The sequence below is a fragment of the Burkholderiales bacterium genome (genome assembly GCA_035543335.1).
Lineage (GTDB): Bacteria > Pseudomonadota > Gammaproteobacteria > Burkholderiales > JAHFRG01 > JAHFRG01.
Genome location: DASZZH010000036.1, coordinates 27,630 through 47,640, shown reverse-complemented (window position 1 = coordinate 47,640; position 20,011 = coordinate 27,630). Strand labels below are relative to the sequence as shown.

Here is a 20,011-nt window from a genome sequence, read left to right as displayed (position 1 = left end):
AATGTTTGTTCATATAACAATTACATTTATCAATCCCCCCAAAGGATGAGTCGCGGTTTCTACACCATTCTGGCGGCGCAGTTTTTTTCCGCGCTCGCCGATAACGCATTGTTGTTTGCCGCGATTGCCCTGCTGATGGGGCTCCAGTCGCCGGAGTGGCAAATCCCGGTACTGCAGCAGTTCTTCGTGTTTTCCTACATTGTGCTGGCGCCGTTTGTCGGCCCGTTTGCCGACGCGCTTCCCAAAGGCCAGGTGATGTTCGTCAGCAATGCGGTAAAGTTCGCGGGCTGTCTGTTCATGCTGGTCGGCACGCACCCGCTTTACGCCTACGGGGTTGTCGGCATCGGCGCGGCGATGTACTCACCGGCAAAATACGGCATTCTCACCGAATACCTGCCGGCGCAAAAACTGGTGCTGGCGAACGGCTGGATGGAGGGTCTCACCGTCGCCGCCATTATTCTCGGCGCCATTTTCGGTGGTGTTCTGGTCAAACCAGAACTCGCCAATAAATATCTTGAAATGTTCGATATCCCGGGCATCGAGACCGGTATTAACACGCCGCCCGAATTCGCCATTGCGGTAATTCTCGGCTTTTATTTTACCGCCGCCATCATCAACCTTTACATTCCCAGGGTCGCGCTTGACCACAAGCTGCCGAGGAAAGATCCGCTGTATCTCCTGCACGACTTCTGGCACTGCTTTAAGCTGTTGTGGCGCGACCCGCTCGGACAGGTATCGCTGGCGGTCACCACCTTGTTCTGGGGCGTGGGCGCGACCTTGCGGCTTATCATTCTCGCCTGGGCGGCGGTAGTGCTCAAATTCGGGCTGGACAAAGCCACGCAGCTCACCGCTGTGGTGGCGCTCGGCATCGCTATCGGCTCGGTCATCGCCGCAAAATATGTAAGGCTGGAAAAATCGGTGCGCATCCTTCCTGTCGGCATCGCCATGGGCTTGAGCCTGATGCTGATGATTGTTGTCAGCAACCTGTATATTGCCATCGTCATGCTGCTCGTCATCGGCGCGTTTACAGGTTTCTTTATCGTGCCGATGAACGCCCTGCTGCAGCACCGCGGGCATTTGCTGATGGGCGCCGGTCACTCGATTGCAGTGCAGAATTTCAACGAAAACTTGAGCATTCTTGCCATGCTCGGCGTTTACGCGGTGATGATCAGGCTGGGATTCTCGGTGTTTACGGTCATGATTTTGTTCGGCACCTTCATCAGCGTGGCGATGGCCTATCTTTACCACAGGCACGCGCAGGTCAGGATTGAAGCCTAGAATATAACTAGAATATAACCGGTTTATCCGGCAGCTCATTGGGTTGCGGCGGCTGCGAGGGGTAATGCCGTTGCAAGTGGCCGCCCACCGCTTTAATACCGGCTATCACTCCTTGTTCAAAGCGCCGCTGCCGAAAGGCTTGCTCCATTGTACGGCAAATTTCTTCCCAGCCTGAATTTCCCAGCTTGGCATGAACGCCGCGATCGGCGACAATTTCCACATCGCGGTCGGCAAGCAGCAGATAAATCAACACGCCGTTGTTGTGCTCGGTGTCCCACACCCGAAGCTGCGAAAATACTTCGATGGCGCGCTCTCTGGCGCTCACCCCGCGCAGCAGCTCCGCAATATCCAGCGCGGATTCGACCGTGAAGCGGATTTGTCCTCGATGAGCGGCTTCACAATCGCGAATCGCCTGCTCGATGGCCCGCAGCGCGCGCGGTGGAAACGCCCGCCTGACCGCGAAGTGCCCGATGACAAGATGTTTGAAGATACGTTTTAAATTCATGGTCACCAACTGCCGGAAGCGCCGCCGCCGCCAAAGCCACCCCCGCCACCGCTGAAACCGCCGCCTCCGAAACCGCCGCCGCTGTAACCACCCGGTCCGCCGTACCAACCGCGGCTACCACCCAATAATGTAAACACAAAACCAATAATGCCGATGATAATGGCAACGACCAATGGCGCGATTATCAGCCAGGCGAGAAATCCCACAACCGTTCCAATGCTGGTCGCGGCGGCAAAACGCCCGAACAACGCGCGCAGCATCCCTCCCACCGCAATCACCAGCACAAAGCCGATAAACAACAGCGATTCGATATTGCCGAAACCGGATGAAGATGAAGAACGTTTGGGTTGAGGCAGCGGCTCGCCTTCAATCACCGCCACCATCCGTGAAATTCCGGCGTTGATGCCGCCGTAGAAATCGCCGCGCTTGAAATAGGGCACGATGATTTCACTGACAATGCGCTTGGCGGTGGCATCGTTAAGCGCGCCTTCGAGGCCGTAACCCACCTCGATGCGCAAGGTGCGGTCTTGTTTTGCCACGAGCAGCAGCGCGCCGTCATCTATTCCTTTGCGTCCCAGCTTCCATGCCTCCGCCACGCGGATAGCGTATTGCTCTATGGCTTCAGGCTGCGTGGTGGGAACGACGAGAACCGCAATCTGGCTGCCTTTTTTGGCTTCAAAGGCGGCGAGCTTCTCTTCCAGCTGCCGGATTTCCCCGCCCGAGAGAGTGTGGGTGAGGTCGGTGACGCGCGCCTGGAGCGGCGGAATCGCCACCTCGGCGCGGGCGAGCCCCGCGCCGAGGCACAGCATCAATAACAATACCAGCCGCGCCTGGATCATTTAGCGGCTGGCGGGGGGGAAGTAAAATCAACCTTGGGCGGCTTGGCGATTTCCTTTTCGTTTTCGACGGTAAACGTGGGCTTGAGCTGGAAGCCGAACAGCATCGCGGTCAGATTGCTGGGAAACGATCGCACCGTGACGTTGTATTCCTGCACTGCCTTGATGTAGCGGTTGCGCGCGACGGTGGTGCGGTTTTCCGTGCCTTCAAGCTGTGCTTGAAGATCGCGGAAATTGGCGTCGGACTTGAGCTGAGGATAATTTTCCGCCACCACCAAAAGCCGCGACAGCGCAGAAGTGAGTTCGCCCTGCGCCTGCTGGAATTTGGCGAATGCCTGGGGATCGTTGATGAGTTCGGGCGTCGCCTGAATCGCACCCACTTTGGAACGCGCTGCGGTCACGCCGAGCAGCACGTCTTTTTCCTGCTGCGCGTAACCCTTCACCGTATTCACCAGATTGGGCACAAGATCGGCGCGCCGTTGATACTGGTTGAGCACTTCCGCCCAGCTTGCCTTGATCTGCTCGTCGGTGGACTGTAAGGTATTGTAGCCGCAGCCGCTTAAAGCCAGGGCAGCAAAGACCAAGAACAGGTAAACCAGTAATTTGCGCATGGAGATCTCCTGTTTGGGATAAAGCTCTGCTCCCTAAATGGGGGCAAAATCGGCGATTACAACTCCCGCATGGTCTTGCGGGCAAAGCACAAATCGGCCCAGGCCTTGGCCTTGTCGGGCAGATTGCGCAGCAGATACGCAGGATGATAGGTCACGATGAGCGGGATGTCACGGCAACTGTGCAAACGCCCGCGCAAGCTGGAAATGGTGGCGTCCGTTTTCAGCAGATTTTGTACCGCGACTTTGCCCAGAGCCACAATCAGCTTGGGCTCGATCAAGGCGATCTGCCGCTCGAGATAAGGCTCGCATTGTTGCGCTTCATGCGGCTCCGGATTGCGGTTTCCCGGCGGGCGGCATTTCACGACGTTGGCGATGTACACATTGTCGCCGCGTCTCAGGCCGATCGCCGCCAGCATACTGTCGAGTAGTTTCCCCGCCTGGCCGACAAACGGCTCGCCTTTGGCGTCTTCTTCCGCTCCCGGCCCTTCGCCTATGAACAGCCAGTCGGCATTTTCATCGCCGACGCCGAAGACAGTCTGCGTGCGCTTTTCATGCAAGGGGCAATCTTTGCAAACGGCAACACAAGCTTTAAGTTCCTGCCAATCCATTTGCAAAATCCGCGCGCGGCGGTCATCCGTGGCACCCGCTGCGCAGTTGGTTTCATTCGCGTCGCGGAGCCGCCACTGCGGCCACAGGCCCAGCTCTTTCAGGATTTCCTCGCGCCGCCCGCTCACAGCTTGAACTCCAGCAGCACCGCGTCCTCGCGTCCATTAGAAGCGGGATAATAACCGCAACGCAGCGCGATTTGCCTGAAGCCGTAACTTTGGTAAAGCTTGAGCCCTGCGGCATTGGAGGGGCGGACTTCCAATAACAGCGCTTTGGCATGATAATAGCGCGCGACGCCGACGAGGTGTTTCATGAATTTTTTGCCCCAACCCAGGCGCTGCCACTCCGCGGCAACACTCAAGTTGAGGAGATGCGCTTCTTCCGCCGCCACCATCATCACCGCATAGCCGATGATGTGTTCCGCCAGCTCGCAAATCCAGCAGCTGTAGCCGGCGCTCAGCGAATCCTGAAAATTGCCGCGGGTCCAGGGGTGGGAATAGATTTTCCCCTCGATGCGCATCACCGCGTCGAGGTCGGCGCTCCGCATCGGCCGCAGCTGCGGCACCTCTTTCAGTTGCGCGCTCATCGCTCGAAAGTCTTCAACGCCACTTTGTTGCGCAAATAAAGAGGCGCGGCTTCTTCCGCCTTGCAGCCCTCGCCCCGTTCAAGCACTGAAACCGCGAGCCGCGCCATTTCCCTTGCGCGCGGCACGGCATCCGCCACAACTTGAGTTAAACGCCCGTGATAGCGCTGCCGCAGCTTTTCTCCATAAACCGCGAAACCGCTGCCGCAACCAATCCAGCCATCGCCCGAGACCAGTGGTGCCTGTTCCGGCCTGCACAGGCCCGGTTCGCTCGCCGCCCGCCAGGAATTGCCACTCTTTTCGTACGCGGCGTGGTAGATTTCGCCCATGCGCGCGTCCAGACAGGCAATGATTTTTTCACCCGGCATGGCTTCAGCCAGCGCTTTCAGTGTGCAGATCCCCGCCACCGGCAAGTCCTTTGCAAACGCCAGCCCCTGCGCTACTCCGCAGGCGATGCGCAGGCCGGTAAAAGATCCCGGCCCGGCGCCAAAAGCGATGCCGTGAAGCTGGTCCAGCGAAACGCGATTCTCGTGCAGGAACGCATCCAGCAGCGGCAGCAATACTTCGGAATGATTTTGCTCGGCCCGCTCCTCGCGCGACACCACTTCGCCATTCAGCCACAGGGCAAGCGAGCAATAATCGCCGGAGGTGTCGAGCGCAAGAATATTCATGACGCTTTGTTACGTCATTTTACACGCAAATTCGCCATGTCCTCACACCCCGGACGTCAGGGAATCCCAAGCGCGCGGCTTATTTAGCGAGCGTGACAAAGAACGCTAATGCCGTAACGATCATCACCAGGGTAGCGAGCCAGCCGAGAATTTTAAGCCAACGGGTAATGACGAATTGCCCCATGATTCTCGGCTGCATTGCCATCAGCATCATCACCACCATGATGGGTACCGCAATCAAGCCGTTGATTACCGCGCTCCAGATCAGGGCCTTGATCGGGTCGATGGAGGTGAAATTAAATCCCACGCCCAGAAGCGTCGCCACCGTAAGGATTCCATAAAAACCCCTCGCCTCCAGCAGCCTGAGCCCCAAGCCAATAGGCCATTTGAAGGCTTCCGCGACGGCGTAAGCCGCCGATCCCGCCAGTACCGGGACCGCTAGCAACCCGGTGCCGATAATTCCAAGGCTGAAGAGCAAGAAAGCAAATTCGCCGGCAATCGGGCGCAACGCCCCCGCCGCCTGCGCGGAAGTCTGGATATCGGTAACGCCGTGGAGGTGCAAGGTTACGGCGGTGGTAAGGATAATGAAGAAAGCGATCAGGTTCGAATAAGTCATGCCGACGTAAGTGTCGAATTTGATCCGTTGCAGATGCTCGACCGCCTGTTCCGGCGCCTCTCTCAACGGCTCCTCGCCCGGCGCAGCGCGCTGCTCCTCCACTTCTTGCGAAGCCTGCCAGAAAAACAGGTAAGGGCTGATGGTGGTGCCGAACACCGCCAGAACGCCGGTGATGTAGTTCGCACTCAGAGAAACCGAGGGCACGAAGGTACGATAAAAAACTTCGCCCCAGGAGATATGAACCACAAACACGGTGCCCACATAAGCGAACAAGACCAGCGTCAGGCCTTTTAATATCGGAGCATAGCGCGGGAACGGAATGAAAATCTGCAGTGCCAGCGAAATCAGCGCAAACAGCACGATGTACAAATGCTCATGCCCGCCTATCAAAAGCTTGAGCGCGGCGCCCATCGCGCCCATATCGGCCGCGATATTGATGGTGTTGGCGACTAGGAGCAGGCCTACCAGGCCGTAAAGCAGCCATGGCGGGAAATGCTGGCGGATGTTGGCAGCGAGGCCGTGCCCGGTAACGCGCCCGATGCGGGCGCTGACTATTTGAATGCCCACCATCAGCGGTAGCGTGAAAAACACGCTCCACAGCATGCTGTGGCCGAATTGGGCACCGACCTGTGAATAGGTGGCGATGCCGCTGGGATCGTCGTCCGCCGCGCCGGTGATGAGCCCGGGACCGAGTCTCTGTAAAAGCGGTTTCTTCTGTGGCTGCAGCGCCGTTTCGTTATTGTTCATGTTCTTCCCGGGCAAAGGGTCAGGTTACCGGCTGTAATTTAGACTTCCATGACAGTAAGGTTACGCTGCTTTCATAAAGACGAGCTGGCAAAAAATTTTTGCGGACCGGGCATGGCGGGTGCAATTTTAAAGCTTATTTTTCCTGACGGCCAATTATTTGCAGCCCAGGCAGCGCTAATAACTGAGCCGCAGCCGCAAGGCAATGACTTTTGCCGGCCCGCGGTCGCGGTTGTATCCCGGATTCTGGATATATTGAAAATCCGGGCTAAATTGCACAAAACGGCCAAGCTGCAGGAGATAGTACGCTTCCATAATTTGCTCATAGCCATAGTTTAGACGACCATCCCCAAGCACAAAGCCACTGCCGCCAGCGGCGAGGTAGTCTCGATGATCGGCGGACAGCCCATTCACCACCAACGCGATACCCAATCGATCCTCGGTGCGCCCCCAGTGATTGCCCGCCACCTGTGCCCCGAACGTCACCGTACGATCCACCTCGGTGAAGGCAAAGGTTTCGGTCTTACCGTCGTTCCAGCCCAATCGGGCGAACAAGCCGGTTTCCCCACCGTCGGCTAACGGCTGTTCTAGGTTTAAGCCCAATCCGTATTTCTTGCGCCCAGGCTGGTCGTCCGCGGCGATGTCAGGTACGGTGCTTTGCGCGAGGCCAATCGCGATGGCGTCGCGGTAAATCCCCATATTGGCAACGTTGCGGTAAACAAGGAGCCGCACCACGGTTCCGTAGTGATTGGGCTGCAAGGTGAGTTCCAGATTCTCGCCACGAGACTTGGTTAATGGCAGATCAAGATCCGGCCCGTTCGCGATGGTGGGCATCTGAAAAATGCCGAGCTTCAGCGCCCACTTGGGTGAAACATATCCCGCCATAATTCCATTGGTGTAGCCTCGCGTGTCGGCGGCAAAATCCCAGGCGGTGTTGTTCCACAGGCTCCAGTTCTGGAACTGGGTACGAGTTGAATTAGCATAGCGGTTGCGGTCGAAGTCATCATTAGCTGCGAACTTGCCAAGCTTAATCTCGATCCTGTTCGACGGCTCGGTGCCGGGCAATTGGTCTACGCCTCGAACAACGTCAATGGTTTCATCATCCATAGACCAAAAGTAACGCAAGTAAGCCCGGGCAATGTACGGTCTTTTGCCGATATTGAATGAGCCTTGGCGAACGACGTCACCGTTAGTTAACCCACCCAGCCCTGTCGAATTACTGACCCCCGCACCCTTGAAGAGCTCGAGATCGAAATAGGCCTGCAGCTGGTCCCAGACCTTCATGCCGGAATACAGACCAAAGGTCTGGGTTTTTTGTGTGTCGCCATCATCACGCAAACTGTTGGGTCCTGAGAATCCGCCTCCCTCAAAGGGGAAGAGATGCTGGGCAATCAGCGTGTATTGTGCGCCGAGGAACTGCGGGAGCTCTGGGCCTTCCGCATGCGCATTGGCCACCTCGACCATGGTGAGGGTGATTGCTGCCGAAAGCGCGACGTAAAGGTATTGCTCGGCGGTTTTTCTCATCTTTTTTTACCTTTCCATGATCATGCGCAGTCTAACGCGACGGAACGAACGTCTGCGTTGGGCCGTGTAGCCGCTAACCAGGCGACTACTAAGTTCGATAAAAAGCGCGCTTAAGTTGGGCGCCGTGCGGAGCACGGCATGAACTTCACTATGAGCACACTGCCTCGTCAGGTGGGCGAGACAGTGGCAGGGGAAATGGAGCTGGATAGTACCTGCGGGTCAGCCTCGCCTACTTTTCTTGGTTGGACTAGGGCAACTACCCATGAATTAATCTCCATGCAATGAGATGGCGCGAAGTATTTTCCAATTCATTTCGATTGTCAACACTTTTTGAAAAAATTTTCAATTTTTTTGAGCCGCCTATTCCTCGCCCAGACCCAAGTTTTCATAATTGTTACAGCGCCGTTTCCAGCGCGCCTTACTCCCACAACACGTTCAGCGCGCCAAATCTGCCGCCGGGGCGGGTTTCGCGTCTACTTCCCACCAGTTCTCTACGGCAGTGGCGTAAAGGCCCCAGGAATTAACGCCGTCGCACACCTGCCGTTGACACGGAAACCATCAGGCAAACGGCCAGCGGCCGATGACTTCATATCCCGTTCCCGCCTCACCCGGTTTTGAGCGAACCAGAACAAACGCGTTGACCTGCCAGTTTATTTCTTTCAGCAAACTTACATCGGGTTCGCGGCGCACGTCACGCAACAAGGTCACATGCGGAATATAAGGCCGTGCGTCGAAACCAAAACCCGCTGCTTTGCTTGCCGTTTCCAGCGCTTTGGCCAGCTCGCTTAGCGGCCGCGGGATTTCAATCGGTGCGGCCCAGACGATGCGGTTGTGGCGCCAATAACCAGGAGAGGTAAAATCAAGCTGAAAAGACTTCCCTGAAACATTTGCAGCGAGCGACTTCAATTCATCGAGGCGGGATAAGGGGATATTGCCGAGAAACACCAAAGTCAGGTGCAGATAGCCGGGCCGGGTGAGGCGCCCGCGACTGCTTTTGCCGAGGAGTCTCGCCCACTCACTGAACGCCCCGCGCACTGCATCATCCGGCCACAGCCCGAAAAAGACGCGTGCGGTGGTTACGTCTTCGGTCCCTTGCTTTCCGATTTGAGACATTTAATACATGCCACCGCCTCAGCCACAATGCCTTCGCCGCGCCCGATGTAGCCCATCTTCTCGTTGGTCTTGGCCTTGACATTCACATCCTTGAGGTCAAGGGCGAGATCCTGCGCAATGTTCTTCACCATCGCTGGAATATGCGGCGCCATCTTCGGCGCCTCGGCGATGAGGGTGGCGTCGATGTTGATGATGCGCCAGCCGTGTTGCGTGACAAGCTTTCCCACTTCGCGCAGGAGCCTGCGGCTGTCGATGTCTTTGTAGCGCGGATCGGTGTCGGGGAAATGGGTGCCGATGTCGCCCAGGGCCGCTGCGCCGATTAACGCGTCGCAGATCGCGTGCAGCAGCACATCCGCATCGGAGTGCCCGGCGAGACCTTTCTTATAAGGAATCTCAACGCCGCCGATAATCAGCTTGCGGCCTTCGATCAATGCGTGAATGTCATATCCCTGTCCGACTCTCATGTGCTCTCCGTTGTTGGAACCTCTGATTAAATCCCACGCGGTTGCGACGGCGGCTTTCCGGGATGGGATGCGCGAAGCGAGGCGCAGTGAATGGTTGACCCCCCTTCACAAGCCGAGCGACAAAGCAGACCGCCCGGAAAGCCCCGTCCCTCCGGGTTGCGGCAAACTGCAGCGTCTGCGTTGTTGCGCTCCTCGGCTTCGTAGGCTCAACTACGACCTTCGTCGCGCGCCTAGCATCCATCCGCATTTTGCCAGCAACGCAATCCTCGTGCGACTTAATCAGAGGTTCCTTAATATGATTTGCGCCAGTTCTACGTCCTGCGGATAAGTCACCTTCAGGTTGCGCGCATCGCTCACCACCAGCTTGGGCTGCAGACCCAGGCCTTCCATGGCGCGCGCTTCATCGGTGACCTCCATGTTTTGCATCGCCTGCAACGCGCGGGTGAGCGTCGCGTGGCGGAACATCTGTGGCGTTTGCGCCTGCCACAAGCCGTCGCGCGGCTCGGTGCGCAGCACGCGGGAGGCGCCGTCGGCACGTTTCAGCGTATCGGCAACCGGCAGCGCCAGCAAGCCGCCCACACCATCCTCAGCCACTTCGTCCAGTAGCTTGTTGAGCAGCATATCGCTCAAGCAGGGCCGCGCCGCGTCGTGCACCAGCACCCAATCTTCGGCACCGACATTGCTTTGCATGGCGGTCAGGCCGTTCAGCACGCTGGCGGCGCGCGTCTCGCCGCCGCAGTGCAGGGGTTTAAGCTTCCCTGAAAACTCACGCCAGTCATATTGCGCAAACCAATTGTCGCTTGGCGCCAAAACCACATATACGCGCGCGATCCGCGGATTCGCGCAAAGCCGCTTCACCGAGTAGTAAAGCATCGGTCTGCCGTTTAAGGACAGATACTGTTTGGGCGTGCCGCCACCGAGGCGCGCTCCACCGCCGGCCGCCGGTATTAGTGCATAATGCTTCATAAAGTTGAATTATCGCGTTTTACACGCACCTAGAGCAAGAAATTGCGCAAGCCATGTGCTAGATTTATATTGTGTTTGAGTGGTCTAACCGGATATGAACCGCGTCCGCTCCCCTGCCGTCGCCGGTAGCTTTTACCCCCGGCAAGCTTCCGAGCTTTCCGCAACCGTTGCCGCGTTGCTGGAGAGCGTCGAGCTTGACGGGCAAGCCGAGCTGCCCAAAGCGCTGATTGCGCCGCACGCCGGCTACATTTATTCCGGACCCGTCGCCGCCAGCGCTTACGCACGGCTCAAAGGCTTATGCGGCGGCATCCGGCGAGTCGTGCTGCTGGGCCCCGCCCACCGCGTTTATGTCGAAGGGCTGGCGTTACCGTCGGCGGTACGCTTTGCCACGCCTCTCGGGACGGTGCCGCTCGACGCCGAGGCGATGCGGCAAATCCGCGCGCTGCCGCAAGTCGTGGAGGGCGATGAGGCGCACCGCCTGGAGCATTCGCTCGAAGTGCATCTGCCTTTCCTGCAAAAACTGCTGGGTGATTTCAGCCTGGTTCCGCTGGTCGTCGGCGATGCGGCGTCCGAGGACGTGGCGCAAGTGCTGGAAATGCTCTGGGGCGGGAAGGAAACGTTGGTCGTTATCAGCTCCGACCTTTCACATTACTTGCCTTACGGCGCCGCGCAACAAGCGGACCAGGATACCGTGAGCGCGATTCTCGCCCTGCGCGGCGCGCTCACGCCGGAGCAGGCCTGCGGTTGCATGCCGGTGAACGGTTTTCTGTGCGCCGCGCGCCGCCGTGCGCTCACCCCCCGTCTGCTCGATGCGCGCAATTCCGGCGACACCGCCGGCGACAAAAACCGCGTGGTGGGCTATGCTTCGTTAGCTTTCACCGAGGGAGCGCCGTCATGACCCGTGGCGAAGTCTTGCTGTTTATTGCCCGCGCCGCCATCTCCCGCGAGCTGGGGCGCAACGCCAGCGCGCCCGAGGACGTGCCCTGGCTGAAAGAAAAACAGGCCTGTTTTGTCACGCTCATGCTCAATCGGCAATTGCGCGGCTGCATCGGCACGCTCGAAGCCTATCGGCCGCTCCTCGAAGACGTGAAAGAGAACGCTATCTACGCAGCATTTCGCGAGCCGCGCTTTCCGCCGCTCACACTCGACGAGCTGGACGAGACCCGCATTGAAATCTCACTTTTATCCGCAGCCACACCTATTTACTTTGCCGGTGAAGATGATGCGCTCAAGCACTTATGCCCGGGCGTAGACGGCGTGATTCTGCAATATGCGAATCATCGGGCAACTTTCCTGCCGCAGGTTTGGGACAAACTCGCCGAGCCCGCCACGTTCATGAATGAACTCAAGCTCAAAGCCGGTTTGAAAGACAACTTCTGGGACGAAGGCATCCGGCTCTACCGCTACACGGTAGAAAAATGGCGGGAGTGGGATTTGCAGGAAGCGCTGTCATGAGTTCCAACTATCCGGGCCGTTACTGGCATTTTATCGAGGATGGACGCATCCAGTGCGATCTCTGCCCGCGCGATTGCAGGCTGCATGAAGGCCAGCGCGGCGCCTGTTTCGTGCGGCAACGCGAAGGCGACCAGATGGTGCTCACCACTTATGGGCGCTCTTCGGGCTTCTGCATCGATCCGGTGGAGAAAAAGCCGCTCAATCATTTTTATCCCGGCTCGAGCCTCCTCTCTTTCGGCACCGCGGGCTGCAATCTGCACTGCCGCTTCTGCCAGAACTGGGACATCAGCAAGTCGCGCGACATGGATCGCCTCGCCGATGCCGCCTCGCCGGAGCAGATTGCCGATTCCGCCGTGCGCCTCGGCTGCAAGGGCGTAGCGTTCACCTACAACGATCCGGTGATTTTCGCCGAGTACGCGATGGACATTGCCGATGCCTGCCGCGAGCAAGGCATCCAGGCGGTGGCGGTCACCGCCGGTTACATGCACGATCAGCCGCGGCGCGAATTTTACGCGCACATGGACGCAGCCAACGTGGACCTCAAGGGATTTACGCAGGAATTCTACGCCAAGCTTTGCAGCGCTGACTTGCAGCCGGTGCTCGACACCCTCGTTTATTTGAAGCACGAAACGGATGTGTGGTTTGAAATCACCACGCTGCTCATTCCCGGCAAGAATGATTCGGATAAGGAAATCACCGCCGAATGCAAATGGCTGGCGAAAGAAGTCGGCACCGATGTGCCGCTGCATTTCACGGCATTTCATCCCGACTTCAAGATGCTCGACGTGCCGCCGACGCCGCCTGCGACGCTCACCCGCGCGCGCGACATTGCGCTCAACGAAGGCCTGCAATATGTTTATACGGGAAACGTGTTCGACACCGAGGGCGGAACCACTTACTGTCCATCGTGCCGAGCTACACTCATCGTGCGCGACTGGCACAACATTCTCAAATACCGCGTGACGCCGCAGGGCCGCTGTCCTGATTGCGGCACGTCAATCAACGGGCGCTTTGAAAAATTCACCGGCCAGTTCGGAAGAAAGCGCATACCGGTGCGAATCGCAGGTTCGTCCGCCTGAACGCAATGTAGCCACTACGCCGCCTTCTTGAGTGGCGTAATTTTCACCACTTGGCGCTTCAGCGCCTGCTCGGCTCGCCACAGGTCATACTGTGCCTGCATGTTGATCCACACTTCGGAACCGGTGCCAAGCCACTTCCCCAGCCGCACCGCCATTTGTGCGCTGACACCCGCTTTGCCATTCAACACCCGTGACAACGACACCCGCGTGACACCCAAGGCCCTCGCGGCGTCCGTTACCGACACCTTTGCGTTTTCGAAAACACCGTCCTTCAATACTTCCCCAGGATGGGCCGGCTTGTGCATTCTCGTCATGGCTTAACTCCTAGTGATAATCCTGATAGTCCACCAAAACTGCATCTTGGCCCTCGAATCGGAACATAAGCCGCCAGTTCCCGCTCACCCACACTGACCAGTGGCCTGCCAGATCACCTGAGAGCCGATGCAGCTTCCAGCCCGGCAGATTCATGCTCCGCGGACCGACGGCTGCGTCTAACGCAGAAAGTTGCAGCCGCAATCGCTTGGCGTGAGTCGGCTGAATACCCGCTTTACTCCCCGACCTGAAGAAGGTTTCAAGACCTTTATGCCGGAATGATCGGATCACTGACTATAGTGTATAGCATAACGATACACATTTCAAGTTGGTTAATGAAAACCGACTAGTTCGTGAGAAAGCGCATGCCCGTGCGTATTGCAGGTTCGTTGCGTAAGCTCACGCCGGTTTGTTTGTACCGGCACTTTCCAGCAAAATCGCCACCACTTCTTCGTCGCTGACTTGGGGAAAATTTGCATAGAACTGCCCCACGGCGAAAAAATCGTGCGTGGCGTGCACGCACACCACTTCATCGGCATAAAGTCCCACTTTTCCCAGCGTGTCGGGCGGCGCGACCGGCACTGCACAGATGAGTTTTGCCGGATTGCTCTGCTTTAAAGCGCGTAGCGCGGCAATCATGGTGGAGCCGGTGGCAAGCCCATCGTCCACCACGATGACGATGCGTCCGGTAGGATCAATCGGTTCGCGCAGCGGCGTATATTGCGCGCGGCGTTGCCGCATAATCTCAAGCTGCTTTTGCTTTTCCTGCTCGATGTAATCTTCGTTCGCGCCGATCAAAACCGCGTCTTGGGTGACAAAAAAATTGCCGCTCTCGTCCACCGCGCCGATGGCGAACTCCGGGTTGTAGGGCGCACCGATTTTGCGCACCAGCACCACGTCCACTTCACCCCCGAGCTCGTCGGCGATGCGCTTGGCCATCAGCACCGCGCCGCGCGGAATCGCCAGCACCAGCGGGTTCTTGCCGCGGTAGGCGGAAAGCTTTTCCACAAGCCTGGCGGCGGCATTGAGACGGTCGTGAAACAAAATATCTCCTTGGTTAATAGTGAGCCGTTCGTGGTGATGCTGAGCTTGTCGAAGCATCGAACCATGAACGGCCGTTCCCCTTCGACTGTTCGACAAGCTCACAGCTCAGGGCGAACGGCTTTTCCAAACAAACTGACCTATTACTCCCCCAATCCGCAAGTATGAGGCTGGGAACGGTTTTACCTTATAATAGCTCGCTTTTTATGCTGTTCGACCAAGCCCCGCCGCTTCCAGGGCAAAAAGTACGCTACGCCGGATTGCACGGCTCAAGCGATGCCCTCGCTTTGTCTCAATTTGCCGAAAAGCATAAGCCTCTCATCATCATCACCGAAACCGCGCAAGACGCGCAGCGGCTGCTCGAGGAAATTCCCTATTTTGCGCCCAAGCTGAAGGTTAATCTGCTGCCCGACTGGGAAACGCTGCCCTACGACAGCTTCTCGCCGCACCAGGACCTGGTTTCCGAGCGCCTCGCCACGCTGTATCACATCACGCACAACGACTGCGATGTCGCCATCATTCCGGTGACCACCGCGCTTTACCGCCTGCCGCCGCCTTCTTATCTCGCCGCCTACACTTTTTTCATCAAGCAAGGTGAAAGACTGAAAGCCGAGACTCTGCGCAGCCAGCTCACGCTCGCCGGTTACACGCATGTCAGCCAGGTACTGGCGCCCGGTGAATACTGCGTGCGCGGCGGGCTGATCGATCTGTTTCCGATGGGCAGTCCCCTGCCCTACCGTATCGACCTGCTCGATGACGAAGTCGAGAGCATCCGCACCTTTGACGCGGATACCCAGCGCAGCGTTTATCCGGTGAAGGAAATCCGTCTGCTGCCGGCGCGCGAATTTCCGCTGGATGAAAAAGGCCAGGAGCGCTTCCGCGTGAATTTCCGTGAGCGCTTCGAAGGCGATCCCTCGAAAAGCCGGCTATATAAAGATGTCAGCCAGGGCCTGGCGCCCGCGGGTATCGAGTATTACCTGCCGCTGTTTTTCAAGGAAACCGCGACGCTTTTTGATTTCCTTCCCGAATCGGCCGCGCTTTGCCTGCACCGCGACGTCCTGCGCGCCATGGAAAACTTCTGGCACGACACGCAGTCGCGCTACCAGCTTTTGCGCGGCGACCGCAACCGCCCGCTGTTGCCGCCGCAGGACTTGTTTTTGAGCGTTGACCGGTTCTTCTCCGGCTGCAAGGCGCACCCGCGGATTGAAATTGCAATCGAGGAAAATACCGGCGCCGTTCAATGCGCGGTTGCTTCCCTGCCGGCGGTTGCCATTGACCGCCGCGCGGAAAATCCACTGAACAAGCTTTTCGGGTTTCTCCAGGATTTCGATGGCCGCGTCCTGCTGCTGGCAGAAAGCCTGGGGCGCCGCGAAATCGTGCATGAATATTTTAACGAATACGGACTCAAACCCGCCCTGTGCGAAAGCTTTAATGCGTTCAGGCAAAGCTCAGAGCGCGTGATGCTGTGCGCTTCGCCGCTGCAAAACGGCTTCATTCTTGAGGATGAACGCGTTGCCATCATTACCGAAAGCGAGCTCTACGCGGCGCAAGTGCGCCGGCGTGACCGGCGCGAAGCCGCGCGCAAAACCTCCGCTGAAGGAATGCTGCGCGACCTGAGCGAAATCCGCATTGGCGATCCGGTAGTGCACGAAAGCCACGGCATCGGCCGCTATCTGGGATTGATGAATCTGGATATGGGCGAAGGCACGACTGAATTCCTGGCGCTGGAATACGCGGAAAAAGACAAGCTCTATGTGCCGGTGTCGCAACTCTCGCTCATCAGCCGCTACAGCGGCGCAGCGCCGGAAGCCGCGCCTTTGCACAAGCTGGGCAGCGGGCAGTGGGACAAAGCTAAGAAAAAAGCCATGCGCCAGGTGCGCGACACCGCAGCCGAGCTTTTGAATCTTTACGCGCAGCGCGCTTCGCGCCAGGGTCATGCTTTCGGCTTCCAGCCGCATGACTATGAAGCGTTCGTTGACGGCTTCGGCTTCGAGGAAACGCGAGACCAGGCGGCAGCCATCCAGTCCGTGATCGAGGATTTGACCAAAGGCAAGCCGATGGACAGGTTGATTTGCGGCGACGTCGGATTCGGCAAGACCGAAGTCGCGCTGCGCGCGGCATTCATCGCCATGATGGACGGCAAGCAGGTGGCGGTGCTGGTGCCCACCACGCTGCTTGTCGAGCAGCATTTCCAGAATTTCTCCGACCGCTTTGCCGACTGGCCGGTGAAAATCGCCGAGCTGTCGCGCTTCCGCTCGGGAAAGGAACAAACGCTAACACTGCAGGGATTGGCCGAGGGCAAAATAGATATCGTGATAGGCACCCACAAGCTGATCCAGAAAGGCGTGAAGTTCAAGCGCCTGGGTCTCGTCATCATTGACGAAGAGCACCGCTTCGGCGTGCGGCAGAAAGAAAGGTTGAAAGCACTTCGCGCTGAAGTGGACGTGCTGACTTTAACCGCGACACCGATCCCGCGCACGCTGGCTTTGTCGCTCGAAGGCCTGCGTGATTTTTCGGTGATTACCACCGCGCCCGAACGGCGGCTGGCGATTAAAACTTTTGTCACGCCTTACAGCCAGGGTATCATCCGCGAAGCGGCGCTGCGCGAGCTCAAGCGCGGCGGCCAAGTGTATTTCCTGCATAACGATATCGACACGATTGAAACCATGCACGAGAAACTGGTGAAGCTCCTGCCCGAGGCGCGCATCCATTTCGCCCACGGGCAGATGCGCGAGCGCGATCTCGAGCACGTGATGCGCGATTTTTATCAGCAGCGTTTCAACGTGCTGCTTTGCACGACTATCATCGAGACCGGGATTGATATTCCCACCGCCAATACCATGATTATCAACCGCCCCGATAAACTTGGTCTGGCGCAGCTGCATCAATTGCGCGGGCGCGTCGGCCGTTCGCACCACCAGGCGTATGCCTATCTTCTGACGCCGGATGAAGAAGCGATAGGCACACAGGCGAGAAAGCGGCTGGAAGCTATCCAGATGATGGAGGAGCTGGGCTCGGGCTTTTACCTCGCGATGCACGATTTGGAGATACGCGGCGCGGGTGAGATTTTGGGCGAAGCGCAAAGTGGAGAAATGCAGGAAGTGGGTTTCAATCTCTACAACCAGATGCTGGGCGCCGCAGTGAAATCACTCAAGAACGGAAAAGAGCCTGATCTTTCGCAACCCTTGGGTGTGACCACTGAAATCAATCTGCATGCGCCGGCGCTGCTGCCTGAGCACTATTGCAACGACATCCACGAGCGTCTGGTGCTTTACAAGCGGCTCGCCAACTGCGAAACGCTGGAAGAACTGGAATTGATGCACGAGGAACTGGTGGACCGCTTCGGCTCACCGCCGCAACCGGCGAAAGTCTTGCTCGACACTCACCGCCTGCGCATCCTCGGAAAACCGCTCGGCATTTCGCGCATTGACGCCACTGACTCAGTCATTCAATTGCAGTTCGTTCCCAAGCCTCCGGTAGATGCCGTCAAAATTATCAGGCTCATGCAGCAGAAACGCAATTACCGCCTGAGCGGCCCGGACCGGTTGCGCATCGAAGCCGAGTTGCCGGACGTCAAGGCACGCGTTGCGGCAATAAGGGAAGTATTCAGCGAATTGAGCTAATGATCACAGAAGGGATTGACGACAAGACTAGGAAAAGCGGGGTATGATAATTGTAATTTGCGGGTGCTGTGTTAAAAGCCGTCGCGCCCATTTCCGGGTGTGACTTGGCAGCTTAGAGGATACCGATTGCGTTTATCAGGTCCTCTGTTAGTGAGCATTATTTTTACTTCAACCTAAAAAGGAGATTTTATGTCACACCAACACAAAATTCCACTACTACTTACTTCTTTATTGGTTTGTTTCTCATTGAGCAATGTTGCATCAGCCCAAGAGGAGACCAAAGCTAATGCACCGGTCATGACTCGGAAGCCTTGCGAAGAGCTGAAGTCTGAGATTGATGCGAAGCTTCAAGCTAAGGGTGTTGAGACTTATTCTCTGGGAATCGTTCCGAATGAAGATGTGAAGGACGAAAAAGTAGTCGGTAGTTGCGATGGCGGAACCAAAAAGATTACGTACAAGAGAGGATAAGGCTCTTGTAAAGGTTACGAACCTACTAACCGGTAGGAGTCCACCGACTGCGTCGAACGCTGAACCGGAACGTTGGACATCATAATCATCACGGTGGCCTAATCAGTCCCGGCAGCTGGTGCGTAACCGGGGGCGCTTGAGTCGCGGATGTCAGCCGCCTTCCGCAATAATCGCGCCTTTGCTTTGCGGCTCACCTCATGAATCTCATCATTCAGGGCAGCGAGATCGAAAACCGTGATCTCAGGCAATTGGCAAAGCTTGCCGGCGCATCGCGCATCGAGCAAATAACCCATGAAGCGTTTCGTTTGCGTGAAGCGCAGGTGCACGACAGAGTGGCCGAATACTGCGAGAAGGCGAAGCTTGATTTTGCTTTCGTACCTGAAAACCTCAAGCTCTCCGGCTTCGGACTGCTGGCGATGGACATGGACTCGACGCTGATTGCCATCGAATGCGTTGACGAACTCGCCGACATGCGGGGCATCAAGGCGGAAGTCTCGCAAATCACTGCGAGCTCGGTGCGCGGCGAAATTGAGTTCACGGAAAGCATGCGCCGCCGCGTCACCCTGCTCGCCGGGCTCGATGAATCCGCCCTGCAACAGGTTTACGACGAGCGCCTGCAGCTTTCCCCCGGCGCGGAAAAAATGCTCGCCGGATTGAAAGCGGCCGGCGTCAAAACGCTGTTAATCTCCAGCGGCTTCACTTTTTTCACCGACCGGTTGAAAAACCGTCTGAACCTCGATTACACCTGCGCCAACGCGCTGGAAATCGTCAACGGCAAACTGAGCGGCAAGGTGGCGGGGGAAATTATTGACGCCGAAACCAAGGCAGTCAAAGTGGAAGAGATCCGGATGCAGCTGGGATTGAAGAGGGAGCAGGTCGTCGCCCTCGGCGACGGCGCCAACGATCTCAAGATGATGGCGCAGGCCGGTGTCAGCATCGCTTACCACGCCCAGCCCATCGTCCGCCGGCAAACGACTTATGCCATCAACCACGTTGGTCTTGACGGCGTGACTAATCTGTTCGCGTGACGCCGGCGACCCCATCCCGCAGAAAAAGCTGTAGCGCACTATAAGCGTAGCCGTAGGCGCGCGCTTCCTTGCTGTGCCGCGGCCCAGCGATGTTGAGGGTTTTGACGCGGTGTTTTGTAACGAACGCGCGGATCAACCGTGCCGCCTTTGACGCGGAAACCTTTTCCGCGTTTATCAGTTCGTGCGGCTTCGCCCGTTCGACACAGAACAACAAAGTCTGCTCGGTTCCTCCCTGCAATTCACCGAAGTTAATGATCACCGTGCCGTCGCTGTCAATCACGTTCTGCAGCGTGCGCTCGGCATAACCTCCACCCGCAAGCTCTTTAAGCGGGTAACGCTCGGGGATGCGGCCGTCTTCGGCCAGCCGGCCCTCGGGGCACCAGCCGCCGCAGGGGATACCGAGCTCAAGTGCCGCATCCAGCGCGGCGCGGTCCACGCCAGTCTGGCCGCCGGAAACGATTTTAATCATTCTTGCGGCTTTTCGGCCG

General features: G+C 57.6%; 21 protein-coding genes and 1 pseudogene. 7 read left to right on the top strand and 15 right to left on the bottom strand.

Features of this window, described 5'->3' with window-relative positions; translation table 11 throughout:
- Positions 1-45 precede the first annotated feature (45 nt).
- Positions 46-1,278, top strand: a complete 1,233-nt coding sequence (lplT, locus tag VHE58_09850) for a lysophospholipid transporter LplT (protein HVS27577.1) — start codon at positions 46-48, stop codon at positions 1,276-1,278.
- Positions 1,279-1,285: 7 nt separating this feature from the next.
- On the opposite strand, the gene VHE58_09845 is transcribed toward lplT, so the two are convergent.
- The 11 genes and pseudogenes from VHE58_09845 to ispD all read right to left on the bottom strand — a co-directional run bounded on the left by VHE58_09845 (position 1,286) and on the right by ispD (position 10,517).
- Positions 1,286-1,783, bottom strand: a complete 498-nt coding sequence (locus VHE58_09845) for a TPM domain-containing protein (protein HVS27576.1) — start codon at positions 1,781-1,783, stop codon at positions 1,286-1,288.
- Positions 1,784-1,785: 2 nt separating this feature from the next.
- Positions 1,786-2,622, bottom strand: coding sequence for a YgcG family protein (locus VHE58_09840; protein ID HVS27575.1), 837 nt, complete (start codon positions 2,620-2,622; stop codon positions 1,786-1,788).
- Complete coding sequence (locus VHE58_09835; GenBank protein HVS27574.1) at positions 2,619-3,230, bottom strand: LemA family protein; 612 nt, start codon at positions 3,228-3,230, stop codon at positions 2,619-2,621. Before VHE58_09835 ends, VHE58_09840 begins: the two co-directional genes overlap by 4 nt.
- A gap of 56 nt (positions 3,231-3,286) precedes the next feature.
- Positions 3,287-3,838 (bottom strand): annotated as a pseudogene (locus tag VHE58_09830) (uracil-DNA glycosylase).
- A gap of 122 nt (positions 3,839-3,960) precedes the next feature.
- Entirely contained in the window at positions 3,961-4,422 is a 462-nt protein-coding gene (rimI, locus tag VHE58_09825) for a ribosomal protein S18-alanine N-acetyltransferase (protein ID HVS27573.1), read from the bottom strand.
- Positions 4,419-5,090, bottom strand: a complete 672-nt coding sequence (gene tsaB, locus VHE58_09820) for a tRNA (adenosine(37)-N6)-threonylcarbamoyltransferase complex dimerization subunit type 1 TsaB (protein HVS27572.1) — start codon at positions 5,088-5,090, stop codon at positions 4,419-4,421. Before tsaB ends, rimI begins: the two co-directional genes overlap by 4 nt.
- Before the next feature lie 79 nt (positions 5,091-5,169).
- A complete protein-coding gene (locus VHE58_09815; protein ID HVS27571.1) occupies positions 5,170-6,453 on the bottom strand; it encodes a divalent metal cation transporter in 1,284 nt (427 codons plus the stop codon).
- A gap of 174 nt (positions 6,454-6,627) precedes the next feature.
- Complete coding sequence (locus VHE58_09810; protein ID HVS27570.1) at positions 6,628-7,974, bottom strand: carbohydrate porin; 1,347 nt, start codon at positions 7,972-7,974, stop codon at positions 6,628-6,630.
- A gap of 558 nt (positions 7,975-8,532) precedes the next feature.
- Positions 8,533-9,087 (bottom strand): RNA 2',3'-cyclic phosphodiesterase, encoded by a 555-nt coding sequence (gene thpR, locus VHE58_09805; protein HVS27569.1) that lies wholly within the window; start codon positions 9,085-9,087, stop codon positions 8,533-8,535.
- Positions 9,051-9,551: a 2-C-methyl-D-erythritol 2,4-cyclodiphosphate synthase gene (gene ispF / locus VHE58_09800; GenBank protein ID HVS27568.1), complete on the bottom strand. Its 501-nt coding sequence runs from the start codon at positions 9,549-9,551 to the stop codon at positions 9,051-9,053. Before ispF ends, thpR begins: the two co-directional genes overlap by 37 nt.
- 279 nt (positions 9,552-9,830) lie before the next feature.
- Positions 9,831-10,517, bottom strand: coding sequence for a 2-C-methyl-D-erythritol 4-phosphate cytidylyltransferase (gene ispD, locus VHE58_09795; protein ID HVS27567.1), 687 nt, complete (start codon positions 10,515-10,517; stop codon positions 9,831-9,833).
- 94 nt (positions 10,518-10,611) lie between these two features.
- Here ispD and amrB point away from each other — a divergent pair, with 94 nt between their 5' ends.
- From amrB to amrS, 3 genes are read left to right on the top strand one after another with little or no spacing between them, the layout of a single operon-like run.
- A complete protein-coding gene (gene amrB, locus VHE58_09790; GenBank protein HVS27566.1) occupies positions 10,612-11,415 on the top strand; it encodes an AmmeMemoRadiSam system protein B in 804 nt (267 codons plus the stop codon).
- A complete protein-coding gene (amrA, locus tag VHE58_09785; GenBank protein ID HVS27565.1) occupies positions 11,412-11,972 on the top strand; it encodes an AmmeMemoRadiSam system protein A in 561 nt (186 codons plus the stop codon). The genes amrB and amrA overlap by 4 nt, the downstream gene beginning before the upstream one ends.
- Positions 11,969-13,051, top strand: a complete 1,083-nt coding sequence (gene amrS / locus VHE58_09780) for an AmmeMemoRadiSam system radical SAM enzyme (protein HVS27564.1) — start codon at positions 11,969-11,971, stop codon at positions 13,049-13,051. The genes amrA and amrS overlap by 4 nt, the downstream gene beginning before the upstream one ends.
- Before the next feature lie 14 nt (positions 13,052-13,065).
- On the opposite strand, the gene VHE58_09775 is transcribed toward amrS, so the two are convergent.
- The 3 genes from VHE58_09775 to VHE58_09765 form a co-directional block, all read right to left on the bottom strand.
- Positions 13,066-13,365: a HigA family addiction module antitoxin gene (locus VHE58_09775; GenBank protein ID HVS27563.1), complete on the bottom strand. Its 300-nt coding sequence runs from the start codon at positions 13,363-13,365 to the stop codon at positions 13,066-13,068.
- A gap of 10 nt (positions 13,366-13,375) precedes the next feature.
- On the bottom strand, positions 13,376-13,654 hold the full coding sequence (locus tag VHE58_09770) for a type II toxin-antitoxin system RelE/ParE family toxin (GenBank protein HVS27562.1): 279 nt from the start codon (positions 13,652-13,654) through the stop codon (positions 13,376-13,378).
- Between the two features lie 108 nt (positions 13,655-13,762).
- Positions 13,763-14,410 carry a phosphoribosyltransferase family protein gene (locus VHE58_09765; GenBank protein HVS27561.1) on the bottom strand — a complete coding sequence of 216 codons (648 nt, stop codon included), beginning with the start codon at positions 14,408-14,410 and terminating at the stop codon, positions 13,763-13,765.
- Positions 14,411-14,610: 200 nt separating this feature from the next.
- Here VHE58_09765 and mfd point away from each other — a divergent pair, with 200 nt between their 5' ends.
- The 3 genes from mfd to serB all read left to right on the top strand — a co-directional run bounded on the left by mfd (position 14,611) and on the right by serB (position 19,523).
- Positions 14,611-18,027, top strand: coding sequence for a transcription-repair coupling factor (gene mfd, locus VHE58_09760; protein HVS27560.1), 3,417 nt, complete (start codon positions 14,611-14,613; stop codon positions 18,025-18,027).
- A gap of 189 nt (positions 18,028-18,216) precedes the next feature.
- A complete protein-coding gene (locus tag VHE58_09755; protein HVS27559.1) occupies positions 18,217-18,495 on the top strand; it encodes a DUF1161 domain-containing protein in 279 nt (92 codons plus the stop codon).
- A 197-nt stretch (positions 18,496-18,692) separates the two neighbouring features.
- Complete coding sequence (serB, locus tag VHE58_09750; protein HVS27558.1) at positions 18,693-19,523, top strand: phosphoserine phosphatase SerB; 831 nt, start codon at positions 18,693-18,695, stop codon at positions 19,521-19,523.
- On the opposite strand, the gene VHE58_09745 is transcribed toward serB, so the two are convergent.
- Positions 19,507-19,992 carry a putative molybdenum carrier protein gene (locus VHE58_09745; protein HVS27557.1) on the bottom strand — a complete coding sequence of 162 codons (486 nt, stop codon included), beginning with the start codon at positions 19,990-19,992 and terminating at the stop codon, positions 19,507-19,509. The genes serB and VHE58_09745 overlap by 17 nt on opposite strands.
- Positions 19,993-20,011 lie beyond the last annotated feature (19 nt).